Origin of the sequence: Pseudomonas sp. M2, from assembly GCF_015751845.1 — a bacterium.
Lineage (GTDB): Bacteria > Pseudomonadota > Gammaproteobacteria > Pseudomonadales > Pseudomonadaceae > Aquipseudomonas > Aquipseudomonas putida_E.
Map to the genome: position 1 here is coordinate 2,497,981 of NZ_JADOUD010000001.1, position 16,203 is coordinate 2,514,183.

Annotated in this window: 15 protein-coding genes; 8 read left to right on the forward strand and 7 right to left on the reverse strand. The window is 59.6% G+C overall.

Features of this window, described 5'->3' with window-relative positions; translation table 11 throughout:
- The first annotated feature begins 169 nt into the window (after positions 1-169).
- Positions 170-1,873, forward strand: a complete 1,704-nt coding sequence (locus IWW33_RS11650; protein WP_174142383.1) for a BCCT family transporter — start codon at positions 170-172, stop codon at positions 1,871-1,873.
- A gap of 67 nt (positions 1,874-1,940) precedes the next feature.
- Here IWW33_RS11650 and IWW33_RS11655 read toward each other — a convergent pair whose 3' ends face one another.
- Both IWW33_RS11655 and lpdA read right to left on the reverse strand, forming a co-directional pair.
- Positions 1,941-2,849 carry a LysR substrate-binding domain-containing protein gene (locus IWW33_RS11655; RefSeq protein ID WP_046786769.1) on the reverse strand — a complete coding sequence of 303 codons (909 nt, stop codon included), beginning with the start codon at positions 2,847-2,849 and terminating at the stop codon, positions 1,941-1,943.
- Positions 2,850-3,052: 203 nt separating this feature from the next.
- Positions 3,053-4,453, reverse strand: a complete 1,401-nt coding sequence (gene lpdA / locus IWW33_RS11660) for a dihydrolipoyl dehydrogenase (protein WP_046786768.1) — start codon at positions 4,451-4,453, stop codon at positions 3,053-3,055.
- A 201-nt stretch (positions 4,454-4,654) separates the two neighbouring features.
- Between lpdA and cfaB the strand changes: the two genes are divergently transcribed.
- Positions 4,655-5,839 carry a C17 cyclopropane fatty acid synthase CfaB gene (gene cfaB / locus IWW33_RS11665; protein WP_046786767.1) on the forward strand — a complete coding sequence of 395 codons (1,185 nt, stop codon included), beginning with the start codon at positions 4,655-4,657 and terminating at the stop codon, positions 5,837-5,839.
- 35 nt (positions 5,840-5,874) lie between these two features.
- Here cfaB and cls read toward each other — a convergent pair whose 3' ends face one another.
- The gene (gene cls, locus IWW33_RS11670; protein ID WP_046786766.1) at positions 5,875-7,314 is read right to left on the reverse strand and encodes a cardiolipin synthase; all 1,440 of its coding nucleotides are present in this window, start codon (positions 7,312-7,314) and stop codon (positions 5,875-5,877) included.
- Between the two features lie 129 nt (positions 7,315-7,443).
- Here cls and IWW33_RS11675 point away from each other — a divergent pair, with 129 nt between their 5' ends.
- On the forward strand, positions 7,444-7,971 hold the full coding sequence (locus IWW33_RS11675) for a DUF3617 domain-containing protein (protein WP_039602348.1): 528 nt from the start codon (positions 7,444-7,446) through the stop codon (positions 7,969-7,971).
- 5 nt (positions 7,972-7,976) lie between these two features.
- Here IWW33_RS11675 and folE2 read toward each other — a convergent pair whose 3' ends face one another.
- Both folE2 and IWW33_RS11685 read right to left on the reverse strand, forming a co-directional pair.
- Positions 7,977-8,864 carry a GTP cyclohydrolase FolE2 gene (folE2, locus tag IWW33_RS11680; RefSeq protein WP_174142384.1) on the reverse strand — a complete coding sequence of 296 codons (888 nt, stop codon included), beginning with the start codon at positions 8,862-8,864 and terminating at the stop codon, positions 7,977-7,979.
- Positions 8,865-8,888: 24 nt separating this feature from the next.
- The gene (locus IWW33_RS11685) at positions 8,889-9,269 is read right to left on the reverse strand and encodes a hypothetical protein (RefSeq protein WP_039602354.1); all 381 of its coding nucleotides are present in this window, start codon (positions 9,267-9,269) and stop codon (positions 8,889-8,891) included.
- A gap of 111 nt (positions 9,270-9,380) precedes the next feature.
- Between IWW33_RS11685 and zigA the strand changes: the two genes are divergently transcribed.
- Genes zigA through IWW33_RS11700 form a run of 3 tightly spaced genes read left to right on the forward strand, consistent with a single transcriptional unit; the run spans position 9,381 to position 12,223 of the window.
- Positions 9,381-10,589 carry a zinc metallochaperone GTPase ZigA gene (gene zigA, locus IWW33_RS11690; RefSeq protein WP_174142385.1) on the forward strand — a complete coding sequence of 403 codons (1,209 nt, stop codon included), beginning with the start codon at positions 9,381-9,383 and terminating at the stop codon, positions 10,587-10,589.
- A complete protein-coding gene (locus IWW33_RS11695) occupies positions 10,586-11,212 on the forward strand; it encodes a DUF1826 domain-containing protein (RefSeq protein ID WP_046786763.1) in 627 nt (208 codons plus the stop codon). Before zigA ends, IWW33_RS11695 begins: the two co-directional genes overlap by 4 nt.
- Positions 11,213-11,251: 39 nt before the next feature.
- Positions 11,252-12,223: a CobW family GTP-binding protein gene (locus IWW33_RS11700; RefSeq protein WP_115273186.1), complete on the forward strand. Its 972-nt coding sequence runs from the start codon at positions 11,252-11,254 to the stop codon at positions 12,221-12,223.
- Here the strand turns inward: IWW33_RS11700 and IWW33_RS11705 are convergent, their stop codons facing one another.
- Entirely contained in the window at positions 12,224-12,616 is a 393-nt protein-coding gene (locus IWW33_RS11705; protein ID WP_012316888.1) for a DUF3301 domain-containing protein, read from the reverse strand.
- Between the two features lie 120 nt (positions 12,617-12,736).
- On the opposite strand from IWW33_RS11705, the gene pdxY reads away from it, so the two are divergent.
- Complete coding sequence (pdxY, locus tag IWW33_RS11710) at positions 12,737-13,609, forward strand: pyridoxal kinase PdxY (RefSeq protein WP_046786761.1); 873 nt, start codon at positions 12,737-12,739, stop codon at positions 13,607-13,609.
- Here pdxY and IWW33_RS11715 read toward each other — a convergent pair.
- On the reverse strand, positions 13,606-14,091 hold the full coding sequence (locus IWW33_RS11715) for an acyl-CoA thioesterase (protein WP_012316886.1): 486 nt from the start codon (positions 14,089-14,091) through the stop codon (positions 13,606-13,608). The genes pdxY and IWW33_RS11715 overlap by 4 nt on opposite strands.
- 321 nt (positions 14,092-14,412) lie before the next feature.
- Here IWW33_RS11715 and IWW33_RS11720 point away from each other — a divergent pair, with 321 nt between their 5' ends.
- The gene (locus IWW33_RS11720) at positions 14,413-16,173 is read left to right on the forward strand and encodes a cation:proton antiporter (RefSeq protein WP_046786760.1); all 1,761 of its coding nucleotides are present in this window, start codon (positions 14,413-14,415) and stop codon (positions 16,171-16,173) included.
- Positions 16,174-16,203 lie beyond the last annotated feature (30 nt).

Sequence of the window (16,203 nt, forward strand, 5' to 3'; positions counted from 1 at the left end):
TAGTTTGTCGAAGTGTGGGTAATTCTCCCATTTTGTCAGGGCCCAAGGGAGCGTGCCGTGCCTTGGGCCTACGGGAGGACCGCCGCCAGGGATCTGGCACCTGCCTGTGGCAGCGGCGCTATCCAGCCGTGACATAAAACCCTTGAACAAAAACAATAGGGGATAACCCATGCGTGCCGAATCTGGCCTGCTCAAAGGCCTCAATCCCACCGTGACGATATGGTCGTTGCTGGCCGTTGTACTTTTCGTGCTGTTTTGCGCCCTGTTCGCAGAACACGCGGCTGCTGCATTTCAACGTGCCTCCGACTTTATCTTGCAGAACTTCAAATGGTTCTACCTGATCTCGGTCACTGGTGTCTTGGGGCTACTGTTTTATCTCATGTGCAGCCAGTTCGGGCACATCAAGTTAGGGCGTGACGACGACAAGCCTGAGTTCAGCTTCGGCTCCTGGATCGCCATGTTGTTCAGTGGTGGCATGGGCATTGGCCTGATCTTCTGGTCGGTTGCAGAGCCCATGTGGCATTACGCGGGCAACCCCTTTGCTACGGGCCTGACCGACGAAGCGGCGACCACCGCCATGCGTATTACCTTGTTCCACTGGGGCCTGCATCCGTGGGCAATCTTTACCATCGTGGGCCTAGGCCTTGCGTACTTTGCCTACCGTAAGGGCTTGCCGCTGAGCATGCGCTCGATCCTCTACCCGCTGATAGGTGAGCGCATCTATGGGCCTATCGGGCACGTGGTCGATATCCTTGCAGTGGTGATCACTGCATTCGGTGTCTCCCAGTCGTTGGGGCTGGGTGTAGTGCAGATGAACACTGGCTTGAGCCAGGTGTTCGACCTGCCCATCAGCCTCGGGGTGCAAGTCACCTTGATCGTGCTCATTACCCTGGTGACCACCGTATCGGTGATGGCTGGTGTATCGCGCGGCATGAAGCGCCTGTCGGAATGGAACATGCTGCTGTCGGTGATACTGGTGGTGTTGATCCTGCTGCTTGGGCCGACTCGCTACATTCTCAACCTGATGCTTGAAAGCACCGGAGACTATGCCCAGCACATCGTCGGCTTGAGCTTCTGGAGCGATGCCCAGAAAGACAGTGGCTGGCAGAACTGGTGGACGGCCTTCTACTGGCCATGGTGGATGACCTGGGGGCCGTTTGTAGGCCTGTTCATCGCCCGCATCTCCAAGGGCCGTACCATTCGAGAACTGATTGCCGGCGCGCTGTTGGTGCCAACCTTGGTGACCATCGTCTGGATGTCAGTGTTCGGCGGCGCGGCCCTCAAGACCGAGCAGGTCGACCGTCAGCACCACGAGCTGCGGGTAGCCAGCGGCGAGCTGCAGGGCGACAAGGCCAAGTTCGAAGGTGGCACGGTATTGCTGGCGACCAAGCAGGAAACCACTGCGGCCATGTTCACCCTGCTGCACAAGATCGACGCGGGTACGTTGGGCAAGGTGCTGAGCGTGCTGGTCTGCATCCTGTTGGCGACGTACTTTATCACCTCGGCTGACTCCGGCACCCAGGTGCTGTGTACGTTGAACTCCATGGGCAGTGCCAATCCGCCGCAGAGTATCCGCCTGCTCTGGTGCATTCTGGAGGGTGCCATTGCCACAGCCCTGCTGATGGCGGGAGGGCTCAAGGCGATCCAGATGGCAAGCATCGCAGCGGGCTTGCCCATTGCGGGGTTCATCCTGCTGATCAGTTACACCCTGATGCGCAGCTTGCGCCAGGAAATGGCTGATGGCGTGCTCGATACACCGCCGGGCGGGCGCATGCCAATCCCGCAGATCATCCCTCAGGGCATCACTCCGGTGACTGGCACACTGACGGGCGGGGGTCTTGATGGGGGGCTGACGGCGAAGAAAGCCAGCTGACCCCAACCCGGTATGGAATACCCAAGACCGGCAGTCATCCGCTGTCGGTCTTGTGCTTTCTGGCAGGCTATTTCTGTACGGATGGCTGGGCCATCAACCAGTCTCGGAACAGCCGCACGCTTTCACGGGGGCCCCGCTCGTTGGTCGACTCCAGCAGGCAGAACTTGGCATCGGTCTGCAGCACCACATCGTTGGGCATGACCAGCGCGCCGCTGCTCAACGCATCGTCCACCAGGTTGCCCCAGGCCAGAGCCACGCCCTGGCCACTGATCGCCGACTGGATCAACATGCTGTAGCTGTTGATGTTCACGCGGTGCTTGGGCGTCATCGGCTGGTACCCCAGGCGTTTGAACCACTCCGGCCAACCTACCCAGTCGCGCTGGGAGTCCTCAAGCCACAGCCAGGTGCACGTCGCCAAACCTTCGATGCTGCTCAGTTGCGGATGCCTGGCCAGATAGGCCGGGCTGCATACCAGAAAGATCTTTTCCGAGAACAGCGGCGTGACAGTCATGTCCTTGGGCGGTGGGTTGCAGTAGTACAGCGCGAGGTCGCTCTCGAGCCTGGCGTAATCCTTCACATGATCGTGGGCGATGATCCGCAGATCGATGTCTTCATGGGCACTCTGGAACTCCGACACCTTGGGCAGTAACCAGAGTGAGGCCATGGCGGTACTGGTGGCCACCGTCACTTGCTGGTTGCCATGCCACTGGCGAATCTCGCCCGTGGTACGGGCCAGGTGCAACATGCACTCGCGCACCGTTTCGTAGTACTGCGTGCCGGTATGGGTGAGGGTCATGGTGCGGGTGGTGCGGGTGAACAGTGCCTTGCCCAGGTAGTCTTCCAACAGGCGAACCTGACGGCTGATGGCACCCTGGGTGACGTTCAGTTCTTTGGCAGCAAGGGTAAAGCTCAAATGGCGGGCTGCAGACTCAAACGCATGCAGGCTGTTGAGCGGCGGAAGAGGCTGGATTTTCACGGCTTGGGGTTCCACTCATTATTATTATCAGCCGCTCTATATTAATGATCCGTTCAGTCTCCAGGGGGCAGTCGGGAGAAATATTTTGAAGACTGGACCAGACCACAGGCCCCATGATTTGGGGCCTGCCGCAACAGCTTCAGTTCTTCGAACTCACTGTAACAACCCTCAGTGAGAGGGGCGTCGTTCCGGGGTTTCGAACCTCAGATCTGCATCGCCATCCCATCCACATTCATCGCCGCCTGGCGCAAGGCCTCGGAGCGGGTCGGGTGCGGGTGGCAGGTGAGGGCGATGTCTTCAGCCGAGGCCGAGAATTCCATCGCCACGCAGAACTCGCCGATCATCTCGCTGACGCTCGGGCCGACCAGATGCACGCCCAGTACCTCATCGGTGTTGGCATCGGCGAGGACCTTGGCGAAGCCTTCGGTCTCATGGTTGATCTTCGCGCGGCTGTTGGCGGTGAAGGGGAACTTGCCCACTTTGTAGGCGCGGCCCTCTGCCTTGAGTTGCTCTTCGGTCTTGCCGACGCTGGCCAGCTCGGGGCGGGTATAGATCACGCCGGGGATCAGGTTGTAATTGACTTCGTGGGGTTTGCCGGCGATGCGCTCGATGCAGGCGACCGCTTCGTCTTCGGCCTTGTGCGCCAGCATCGGGCCGGAGGTGACGTCGCCAATGACCCAGACACCTGGCACCGAGGTGCGATGATGCTCGTTGGTGAGCATGCCGCGTTTATCGGTCTGCAGCCCGACGCTTTCCAGGTTCAGGCCTTGGGTATAAGGACGACGGCCGATGGCAACCAGTACGTAGTCGGCTTGCAGTGTTTCTGCAGCGCCGCCGGCGGCCGGTTCCAGCGTCAGGCTGACCCCGTCGGGCGAGGCCGTCGCCTGGGTCACCTTGCTGCCGAGCTTGAAGGCCATGCCTTGCTTGGCCAGGGCCTTTTGCAGGGTCTTTGCGGTTTCCTCATCTGTGCCGGGGCAGATGCGGTCGAGGTATTCAATGACGGTGACCTGGCTGCCCAGGCGACGCCACACCGAACCCAGCTCCAGGCCAATGACGCCAGCGCCGATCACGATCAGGTGCTTGGGCACCTCGGGGAGGGCCAAGGCGCCCGTGGAATCGATGATGCGCTGGTTATCGATAGTCACGCCTGGCAGGGGAGTGGGCTCGGAGCCGGTAGCGATGACGATGTCCTTGGCCTGCAACGGCGTCTCGCTGCCGTCCTCGGCTTTGACAATGACCTTGCCGACGCCATCGAGGCGGCCCCAGCCTTTGATCCAGTCGACCTTGTTCTTGCGAAACAGGTACTCGATGCCCTTGGTCAGGCCAGTCACGCTCTCGTCCTTCTGTTTCATCATCTGGGCGAGGTTCAGGGTTGGCTTCACTTCGATGCCGAGGTGGGCAAACTCGTCACCGCTGGCAGCCTCATACAACTCCGAGGCATGCAGCAATGCCTTGGACGGCATGCAGCCGACATTCAGGCAGGTACCGCCAAGGGTCGAGCGGCCTTCCACACAGGCGACACTCAGGCCCAGTTGCCCGGCACGAATCGCCGCGTTGTAGCCGCCGGGGCCACCGCCGATGATCACCACGTCATAGGATTTCATGGGTTTTCTACTCCAGATGAAGAAGCGCGAGATGGACACAAGGTTAAGCTGAGAGCGCTAAATTGTATACAATCTGAGGTATTCATAAGATCAGTTGGTTCTAGACCTTGGTATCGTTCAGCGGAAACTTCGCACGAATGAACTACCCTGTTTCGGTGGTGTTCGAAATTTCATGTATCGAGCCCAGAAGGAGGGTCGTTCATGCTTGCGCAACTTCCGCCGGCGCTGCAGAGCCTGCATCTGCCACTTCGTCTGAAATTGTGGGACGGTAACCAGTTCGATCTGGGGCCCAGTCCGCAGGTCACCATCCTCGTCAAGGAGCCTCAGTTGATCGCTCAGCTGACCCATCCAACCATGGACCAGCTGGGCGCCGCGTTCGTGGAAGGCAAGCTGGAGCTGGAGGGCGATATCGGTGAAGCCATTCGGGTGTGCGATGAGCTGAGCGAAGCCTTGCTGACGGGGGAAGATGATGCACCGCCACAGCGTGTGGCTCACGACAAGCGCACAGACGCCAAGTCCATCTCCTATCACTACGACGTCTCCAACGCGTTCTATCAACTCTGGCTCGATCAGGACATGGCGTATTCCTGCGCCTACTTCCGTGAGCAGGACAACACCCTCGATCAGGCACAGCAGGACAAGTTTGACCACTTGTGCCGCAAGCTGCGCCTGCAAACCGATGACTACCTATTGGACGTCGGCTGCGGTTGGGGTGGGCTGTCACGCTTTGCCGCACGTGAGTACGGGGCGAAAGTGTTCGGCATTACCTTGAGCAAAGAGCAGCTCAAGCTGGCGCGGCAACGGGTCAAGGCAGAAGGCCTGGCCGACAGGGTCGACCTGCAGATCCTCGATTATCGCGACCTTCCTCAGGATGGCCGCTTCGACAAGGTGGTCAGCGTTGGCATGTTCGAGCATGTCGGGCATGCCAACCTGGCGCTGTATAGCCAGAAGTTGTTTGGCGCTGTGCGAGAGGGCGGCCTGGTGATGAACCATGGCATCACCGCCAAGCATGTCGATGGCCGTCCGGTGGGGCGAGGGGCGGGTGAGTTCATTGACCGTTACGTATTCCCCAACGGTGAGCTGCCGCACTTGTCGATGATCAGTGCAAGTATCTGTGCGGCCGGGCTGGAGGTCGTCGACGTCGAGAGCCTGCGCCTGCATTACGCCAAGACCTTGCACCACTGGAGCGAAAACCTGGAGAACCAGTTGCACAAGGCTGCCGCGCTGGTGCCGGAAAAGACCCTGCGCATCTGGCGTCTGTACCTGGCCGGCTGCGCCTACGCATTCCAGAAGGGCTGGATCAACCTGCACCAGATCCTTGCCGTCAAGCCCTACGCCGACGGGCATCATGACCTGCCCTGGACGCGTGAAGACCTGTATCGCTGATTCCCCCGGGGCGCTTCAGCGGCCCCGGTTACCTATCAGAGTATCGGCGAAATCAACCGCGCAATACGCATCCCTAGCTGTTGAATGCGGTGGGTTTTACTGCTGTCCTCAGGCGTAATTTCCCTGGCCTTCTCGAAATCAGTGGTCAACATCGTTTCGACCTGATCCGCGAAATCCCGATCCACGGTCAGCAGGGTAATTTCGAAGTTGAGCCGGAACGAGCGGTTGTCCAGGTTGGCACTACCGATAGCACTGACCTCGTCGTCCACCAACACCACCTTCTGATGAAGGAAACCTGGCTGATAGCGGAACATGCGTACCCCCGCCCGTACGGCCTCGAAGGCGAACAGGCTGGAGGCTGCGTAAACGATCCGATGGTCAGGCCGCGCTGGAATCAGGATGCGCACATCCACACCGCGCAGCACGGCCAGACGCAGTGCGGCGAACACGGCCTCGTCGGGAATGAAGTAGGGGCTGGTGATCCATACGCGGCGAGTCGCCGAGTGGATGGCTTCGATGAAAAACAGTGAGCAGGTTTCCTGGGAATCTGCCGGCCCGCTGGCCAGGGCCTGGCACAGCACACCATTGTCAGGATAGGTGTCCGGCAGGATCAGTGGCGGTAGCTGACGCGTTGCCCAGTACCAGTCTTCGGCGAAAGACTCCTGCAGGCAGGCCAGCACCGGGCCGCCGATCTGCACGTGGGTATCACGCCAGGGCGAGAGCTGGGGGTTGCCGCCAAGGTATTCATCACCGACGTTGTGCCCGCCGATGAAACCGGTGACCCCATCGACCACGACAATCTTGCGGTGGTTACGGAAGTTCACCTGGAAGCGATTGAACCAGCCGCGGCGGGTGGCGAAGGCATGGATCTGTACACCTGCGTCTCTGAGGCTCTGGCTATAGCTGGCGGGCAAGGCATGGCTGCCAACCCTGTCATACAGCACGAACACCTTCACGCCATCGGCCGCTTTGCGCAGCAACAGTTGCTGCAGTGCTTTGCCGAGGGTGTCGTTGTGGATGATGAAGAACTGTACCAGCACCACTTCTCGCGCTTGTTCGATAGCCGCGAAGATGGCGTCGAAGGTGGCCTTGCCATCGATCAACAGCTTCACTTGGTTATTGGCCAGGCATGGCATTCGCCCAAGTTTCGGCATGGCACGCAGGGCGGCGTAGCTCTGTGACTCCCGAGCGGTGAGGGCTTCCTCCACCCATGGCCGCCAGTTGAGGTTGGCCATGGCCACGTGCATTTCCTGGTTGGCCTGGCGCCGAGCCTTGATGTAGGCATTGAAGGAGCGGGCACCGAATACCAGGTAGGGGATGAGGGTGAAGTAGGGAATGAAGAACAACGACATGGCCCAGGCGATGGCCCCTTGGGCAGTACGCACGGTAAACACCGCATGCAGCGCGGCGATGATGCCAAGCAAGTGAACGAGCCCGAGCACATAGCCGAAGAAGTAGGGGCTGTGGTAATCCATACGCATCCTGCTTGGCAAATACACAGCAGATAACAGAACACTTCCAGGGCCGCCTTGCAACCTGAAAGCGGATTTGCCGTCTAAGCCTTTGCCCGGCCATGAGCCGGTTATTTTGAGGAGCGTTCGTCCATGAAGATTCGTCTGCCAATGCTGGCCCTTGCTTTTGGCCTGGCCAGCCCACTGGTGCATGCGCAGATGTTGCAGCCTGGTCTGTGGGAGCTCACCACCAGCAACATGCAGGTCGACGGTAAGCAGTTGCCGGACATGCAGTTCATGCTTGGCCAACTGAAGAACCTGCCGCCCGAGCAGAGGGCTATGATGGAAGGGGCGCTGGCCAAGCAGGGCATCGCGGTAGCAGGTAATGGCGTGCGTTCCTGCCTGACGCCGGAGCAGGTGAAAACAAACGATATTCCCTTGCAGGACCCTCAGTCAGGCTGCACGCAAAAGATTACCGACCGGACCGGCAATGTCTGGAAGTTTCAGTTCAGTTGCCCAAAAGCTCAGGGTACCGGCCAGGCTACTTTCCTCAGCGATAAGGAGTTCACTACCCAGGTCAACGGGACATTCAATGCTTCGGGTGTCCAACAACGGGGCAGTATGAATACCCGTGCGGTATGGCTGGGAAATGACTGTGGAACAGTAAAGCCGCGTACCTGAAGAGCTCACCATTGCCAATGGCTGGCGGCGACTGCGTCGTGGGCATGCAGGCTTTCTGCATGTACCACACGCAGCTTGAAGGCCGTGGTCCATTCCATCTGTCGCAACGCTTCATGCAGGCGGCGGGCGGCATCTTCGCAGAACATCAGGTTCTGTCCGTTGGCCAAGGCGAACGCCTGTTCGTCTGCGCGTTTCACGGCTGTTTGAACGGCGGTGCCCAAGCTTGCCTCAATCTGGTCGATCAGCTTCGTGACCGGTAGTACTTCCAGGCTTTCGCCCAACCGTACGTGAACCTCAGCCAGGCTCCGTTGGCTGTGGGGGGTAGCAACGATGCCCTGGCTGCTGCCCAACCACTCCACGACCGCCTCTCGGTTCATTGCCTGCCCGGAAAAGTCTGCCTGGAATTGTTGCTGAATCAATTGCCGTGCAAGTGCCGCAGAGCATGGGCAGGTCGACGAATAAGGCACGCGAACCGATAGTTCCACGTGGAACATTCCATTTTCAACCTTGGCATTCACGGTGATCGAGTAGCTTTTCCATCCTGCCAATGGGCTGACAAGGGCCGGCCTTTTCAACAAATGATCGAAGGTCAAACGCAGGTAGGCGGCATGGGATAGGCCCTCATGACTAGCCAGAAAATCTGCCAGTATTTGGCGGATTGCCAACGGAGTCAGCGATTGACGTTCGAGACGCTCCAGTGACAGGTACAGCCGGGACATATGAATACCGCGCGAGGCGCCATCCTCCAGGCTTACACCTGCATCGGCCATGGCCGCTACGCTACGCCCGTCGAAGTGCACGAGCTGGGCGATCCCGCACATGCCCACCCAGGCCAGTGGCGTAGCATGCTGATGTGTCTGTGCGGCGATATCGGGGAGCTTCAGGCTAGTCATTGGCAATACCAGATAAAAGAAATGTCAGCGGCAGCCACCGACCAGGCTGCAATGCAGATTGAACCGTTGGCCGTTGGAGCTGGAAACGCGGTTAAGAGAGGTCCAGCCAACTCGGCGGCTGTAGCCAACCCAGGCTTCACCATCGCTGGCCAGGCCGGTGAAGAATGTCAGCGCTCCATAGCGGCTGTTGGTTTGCGCCCATAAGCGGCGCGTCGCACTGTCGAAACCGCGCAGGTAGAAGTGGCTGCCCTCCGTACGCACGCTGTAGTAACTGCCATTGGCGTCCTTGCAGGCCAACAGCGTCGCGCTGCGTGTACATACCGCCAGCGTGTTTTGCTGAGGCATCGCAAGCAAGGATGTAGGCGCAGCGAGCAGCAGCAACAGGGCGGCAGGTGACAGGTTCATTTCCATCTCCGGGTACTCATCCGACGAGTACGGCTTGGCGAAATTGTATTGTTACTTTATAACATTGTGCAATGCATCGTTTCGAATGCGTCTGCCTGTAGAGGTTTCGCCATGCCCAATCGTCTTCCCGTTACTGTGCTTTCCGGCTTCCTGGGTGCCGGTAAAAGCACCTTGCTCAACCATGTCCTGCGTAATCGCGACAACCTGCGTGTCGCAGTCATCGTCAATGACATGAGCGAAATCAACATTGATGCCAGTGAGGTCCAGCGTAATGTCAGCCTGAATCGGGCGGAAGAAAAGCTGGTTGAGATGAGCAACGGCTGCATCTGCTGCACCCTGCGCGAGGACCTGCTGGAGGAAGTCGCACGGCTGGCGAATGAAGGCCGGTTCGATTATCTGCTGATCGAGTCCACAGGCATCTCCGAGCCGCTGCCTGTAGCTGAGACGTTCACTTTCCGCGATGAGCAGGGCCGTAGCTTGAGCGACATGGCACGGCTGGACACCATGGTGACGGTGGTCGATGGCCTGAACTTCCTGCGCGATTATCAGGCGGCGGACAGCCTGGCGAGCCGTGGCGAAACCTTGGGGGACGACGATGAGCGATCGATCAGCGACCTGCTGATCGAACAGGTGGAGTTTGCTGATGTACTGCTGCTGAGCAAGATCGACCTGATCAGCCAGCATGAGCGCGAGGAGCTCATCGCCATTTTGCGCAGCCTCAATGCCCGAGCGCAGATTTTGCCGATGGTCATGGGCCAGGTGCCGCTGGCACAGATCCTGGATACCGGCCTTTTCGATTTCGAGCAGGCTGCACAGGCACCTGGATGGCTTCAGGAACTGCGCGGTGAGCATGTGCCGGAAACCGAGGAATACGGCATTGCCGCTACTACCTGGCAAGCTCGCAGGCCGCTGCACCCACAACGCTTCTTTGATTTTATCCACAAGCAATGGAGCAATGGCCGGTTACTGCGCTCCAAAGGCTTCTTTTGGCTGGCCAGCAAGTTTCAGGAGGCTGGCAGCTGGTCGCAGGCTGGCGGCATGATGCGCTATGGACTGGCCGGTCGCTGGTGGCGTTTTGTGCCAAAGGAACACTGGCCGCAGGACGAACAGAGCGCTGCAGAAATTCTTGAACACTGGGTGGCTGAGAGTGGTGACTGCCGTCAGGAGCTGGTGTTCATTGGGCAGAACATCGACTTCGCCCAGTTATCCACAGACCTGGATGCCTGCTTGTTGACCGATGACGAGATGGAAATGGGTCATGCGGGCTGGCTGCGCTTGCCGGATCCCTTCGGTCCCTGGCACACCGAGGAGGCAGCATGACGCCAGCGGCTCAGCCTGTGGATATCCGCCAAGTACACGGCGAATCGCCTCGGGTACTCACCGACATATTTCAAGAGGGCGTGAACCTGGCAGTCTGGCAGCGACGCTTGCCTGCCCAGGTTGAAGACTTCGCGGGATTGGTGGTCAGCCTCGGCCAACCGTTGGCGGACCAGCGGGTGCTCGAGGTGCATGAGCATGAGCCGCCGTTACTGCCGGGCTTTTTGGGGGAAGCGGCTGATCTGCAGGGCTATGAGAGTTTCGTCGCAGATGTGTGCTGGCTGATTTCAGCCTATACGTGCCTGTTGGGTGCACGTCGGGTCGGTCTGCGCGTGCGGGTACTGCACAATGCCATGTGCCCGCGCTTTCATGTGGATAACGTGCCTGTGCGCTTGCTCACGACTTATGTGGGCTGCGGCAGCGAATGGCTGTGCGAAGGAGCCATCGAACGAGCCGGATTGCAGCTCGCACCGGCACCTGTGGATAACATCCAACGACTGCAAGCGGGTGATGTTGCGCTGCTGAAGGGCGAAAAATGGGTAGGCAACGAAGGGGCAGGCCTGATCCATCGCTCGCCGGCTGGCCATGACCCTCGCCTGTTGCTCAGCCTTGACTGGTTGGCGTGACGGGGCATAGTGGAGTGAATTTCGGCCTGAAGTAAACGCATGCTGCAGAACATTCCTACCCACGTCATCGCTGGCCCCTTGGGTGCAGGCAAGACCAGCGTCATCCGTCAGCTTATGGCTCAGCGCCCGGCCGGCGAGCGTTGGGCCGTACTGGTCAATGAGTTTGGCCAGATCGGCCTGGATGCGGCCCTGCTCAGCCGTGATGAAGATGGGGTTGCCATTGCCGAAGTGGCGGGTGGATGCCTGTGCTGCGTCAATGGCACTCCGTTTCAGGTCGGGCTGGGGCGCCTGTTGCGCAAGGTGCGGCCCGACCGGCTGTTCATTGAACCTTCGGGTCTTGGTCACCCCTTGCAGTTACTGGCTCAACTGAATCAGGCCCCCTGGGTTGGAGTGCTGACGCTGCAGCCGATGGTCATGGTTGTGGATGCTCAAGCGCTAGCGCGAGGTGAGCCGTTACCTGATGCGCAACAGCAGGCCCTGGCAGCCGCGGCGCTGGTCGTTTTCAATAAGAGCGAGGCTGTTGATGAAAATAGTAGGTTGTTGATAAATAAGGAATTTGCAGCGAAACAGGGCGTTTGGACAGAGCAGGGGCTGTTAGCAGTTTCCAGGCTTCCTTATTCATCCACAGCCGCCGTGAGCGATGCTGCTGTGGATAAAAGGGTTGTGGACAATCACCAAGCGGCCGCAGGCGCCCTGTGGATAGACCCACGTCAGCCAATCTGTCATGCACAGCAAGGTGAGGGCGGCTGGAGTGTCGGCTGGCGCTGGCACCCAAGCCAGCAATTCGATCCACAGGCTCTGCGTGGCTTGCTTGACTCTCACTCATGGCGTCGGGCCAAAGGTGTTATCCACAGCCCGCAGGGGTGGCAGTCTTTCAACGGCCTTGACGGCAATTTGCCGGCTTGGCAGCCGAGTGACTGGCGCAAGGACACGCGCATTGAGCTTATTTTCGACCAGCCCCAACCCCTTCAAGCGCTGCAGGCTGCGCTGGAGGCTTGCCGGGTGGTGTGATCAGTTGTGCCAGCGATTGTGTTCCTGGCGCCATTGCTTCATCTCGATCACGTTGTCGGCCCGTGGCGGCGTATTGATCTCGAACGGGTAGGGCGCCAGCTCGATCTGCACGCTATGAGCGCCAAACTGAGTCACCGTGCCCGGGTGGCGTTGTTCGCCGGTGACAGTGAACTCGAAGGCATACACGCGGGCCAGGCGCTTTCTGCCGTTGGCATCGCGCAGGAATGCGATGCGCTTGAGCGCGACGGCATCGTCGAGCAGCTCCAGATCCAGCTTGGCACAATGCTGTTTGACCCGTTCCAAGGCTTTCTCGCGCAGCCCGTGGTTGTGCCATAACCAAGCGCCTGCCGTGGCCACCAGCATCAGGACGAAGAGATTCTCCAGGGTCAACATTTGCGTATGCTCCAAACAGGTCGATCCAGCTTAACTGCGTCCCTGGTCTGTCGTACAGGTGGCAATCGAGTTCATACTGCGCGACGCACAATCCTTGAAACAGCTTTGGAAAACGCCCGCATGAAACGCACTCCGCACCTGCTCGCCATTCAGTCCCACGTGGTGTTCGGCCACGCCGGCAACAGCGCCGCGGTGTTCCCCATGCAGCGTATCGGGGTCAATGTCTGGCCGCTCAATACCGTGCAGTTCTCCAACCACACTCAGTATGGCCAGTGGGCGGGCGAAGTGCTTGCTCCAGCGCAAATTCCTGCGTTGGTGGAAGGTATTTCCAACATTGGCGAACTGGGGCATTGCGATGCCGTGCTCTCGGGCTATCTGGGTAGCGCCGAGCAGGGGCGGGCGATATTGGCAGGTGTAGAGCGGATCAAGGCGGTCAACCCGAAGGCGCTGTACCTGTGCGACCCGGTCATGGGGCATGCGGAGAAGGGCTGCATCGTGCCCCAGGAGGTGAGCGAGTTCCTGCTGGACGATGCGGTTGCCCAGGCTGACATCCTGTGCCCCAACCAGCTGGAGCTGGACAGTTTTTGTGGCCGGCGCGCGCAAAGCCTGGAAGATTGCGTGGACATGGCTCGCGGCCTGCTCGAGCGTGGCCCGCAGGTTGTGCTGGTCAAGCACCTGGCCTACCCGGGGCGTTGCGAAGACATGTTTGAAATGTTGCTGGTCACCCATGATCACAGCTGGCACTTGCGCCGCCCGCTGCTGGCATTCCCTCGCCAGCCGGTCGGGGTAGGGGACTTGACCTCAGGGCTGTTCCTGGCCCGGGTGCTGTTGGGCGACAGCTGGGTGCAAGCCTTCGAATACACCGCGGCAGCTGTGCATGAGGTGCTGCTGGAAACCCAGGCCTGCGCCAGCTACGAACTGCAGTTGGTGCGCGCTCAGGACCGCATCGCTCATCCGCGGGTACGCTTCGAGGCGCAGCCCCTGGCGTTTTAAAGGGCGTCGGTCTTCAGGTCCTGGTAACGCTTTTCCAGCTCCTGACGGATCTGCCGGCGTTGCTGGCCCTGTAGGAAACGGCGCTTTTCTTCACTGGACTGCGGCTGACGCGCAGGGACCGGGACCGGGCGGCGGTTGTCGTCGACCGCGACCATGGTGAAAAAGCAGCTGTTGGAATGTCGCACCGAGCGTTCGCGAATGTTCTCGGTCACCACCTTGATGCCCACCTCCATGGAGGTATTGCCGGTGTAGTTGACCGAGGCCAGGAACGTCACCAGTTCGCCCACGTGCACCGGCTCGCGGAAAATCACCTGATCGACCGACAGGGTTACCACATAGCTGCCGGCATAGCGGCTAGCGCAGGCATACGCCACTTCATCGAGATACTTGAGCAAGGTGCCGCCATGTACGTTGCCAGAAAAGTTGGCCATGTCCGGGGTCATCAGGACGGTCATGCTCAGCTGGGCGTTTCCAGGTTCCATAGTGTGCTCACGGTGAGGTTGCGCTGAATCGGGGCGGGTATCTGCTGACACTTTCTGTTTCCCCTCTTGAAGTTTGCCTTCCTGATACGGGACGCTGACAGACGCTCCGTCGTCACGCCGATCATGCCATCAGGGGCCGTTGCTCGGCCGATCTGTTTCTACATATTGCGTCGGCAATATGCGGCGGGGTGCGATGTTAACCTGAGTACGCCCATGCAACATGGGCCTTCCTGCATTCAATACAGTATGTACTTGCTGCTCGCTCGGGTTTTCCTTGGCAGAGGAGCGGTTTGCCCGGGCAACGAAAAGGAGTATCGCGCCATGCATGCCATCAGCTTCATCCAGGATCTGGCAGTGATCATGCTGGTCGCCGGGGTAGTGACCATCCTCTTTCATCGCTTCAAGCAGCCAGTAGTGCTGGGCTACATCGTTGCCGGTTTCATCATCGGCCCGCACACCCCGCCGTTCGGCCTGATTCACGATGAAGACACCATCAAGACCCTGGCCGAGCTGGGGGTGATCTTCCTGATGTTCTGCCTGGGGCTTGAGTTCAGCCTGCGCAAGCTGTTCAAGGTGGGGGCCACGGCGTTCATTGCAGCGTTTCTGGAAATCGTCCTGATGATCTGGATCGGTTTCGAGATCGGCCGCTGGTTTGGCTGGAGCACCATGGACTCGCTGTTCCTCGGTGCGATCCTGGCGATTTCCTCGACCACCATCATCGTCAAGGCACTCAACGACCTGAAGATGAAAAACGAGCGTTTTGCGCAGCTGATCTTCGGCGTGCTGATCGTCGAGGATATTCTGGGCATCGGCATTATCGCGCTGCTGTCGGGGATTGCGGTCAGCGGTACGGTCAGTTCCGGTGAGGTCTTTTCCACGGTCGGCAAGCTGTCACTGTTCATGATCGTGGCGCTGGTCATCGGCATTTTGCTGGTGCCGCGACTGCTGGCATACGTGGCGAAATTCGAAAGCAACGAGATGCTGCTGATCACCGTCCTGGGCCTGTGCTTCGGCTTCTGCCTGCTGGTGGTCAAACTCGAGTACAGCATGGTGCTGGGGGCTTTCCTGATCGGTGCGATCATGGCCGAATCCCGCCAGTTGCTGAAGATCGAACGGCTGATCGAGCCGGTACGTGACTTGTTCAGCGCCATATTCTTCGTCGCCATTGGCTTGATGATCGACCCGAACGTGCTGCTCGACTACGCCTGGCCGATTGTGGTGATCACCGTAGCGGTGGTGCTGGGCAAGATGCTGTCCTGCGGCATGGGTGCATTCATTGCCGGCAACGACGGCCGTACCTCGCTGCGCGTGGGCATGGGGCTGTCACAGATCGGCGAGTTCTCTTTCATCATTGCGGCCTTGGGCATGACGCTGCAGGTTACCAGTGACTTCCTCTACCCGGTTGCGGTGGCTGTTTCGGCCATCACCACGTTGCTCACGCCCTATCTCATCCGCGCTGCGGACCCGCTGTCGCTGAAGCTGGGCAAGGTGATGCCGAGCCGGCTGTCGCGCGTGCTGTCGCTGTATGGCGAATGGCTGCGCAGTATCCAGCCGCAGGGTGAAAGCGCGATGCTGGCCGCGATGATCCGGCGCATCCTGCTGCAGGTGGGTGTCAACCTGGCGCTGGTGATCGCGATTTTCTTCAGCGGCGGCTATTTCGCTGTACGTATCGGTACTTGGCTCAGTGAATGGGTGAGCGATGTCAGCCAGCAAAAGGCGATAATCTGGGGCGCGGCGCTGTTGTTGTCGCTGCCCTTCCTTATCGCTGCCTATCGCAAGCTCAAAGCGTTGTCGATGCTGTTGGCGGAGATGGGTGTCAAACCGGAAATGGCTGGGCGCCATACCCAGCGCGTTCGCCGTGTAGTGGCCGAAGTGATCCCGCTGCTGTCACTGCTGGTCATCTTCCTGCTGCTGTCGGCGTTGTCGGCAAGCATCCTGCCGACCAACGAATTGCTGCTGATCATCGCCGTGGTGGCCGCGATAGTGGTGGCGGTGCTGTGGCGCTGGTTCATCCGCGTGCATTCGCGGATGCAGATCGCCCTGCTGGAGACGCTGGAAAACAGCCGGGAAAACACGCACTGAGCGGGAGGGTCTCTGCGCTGGATTCCACCA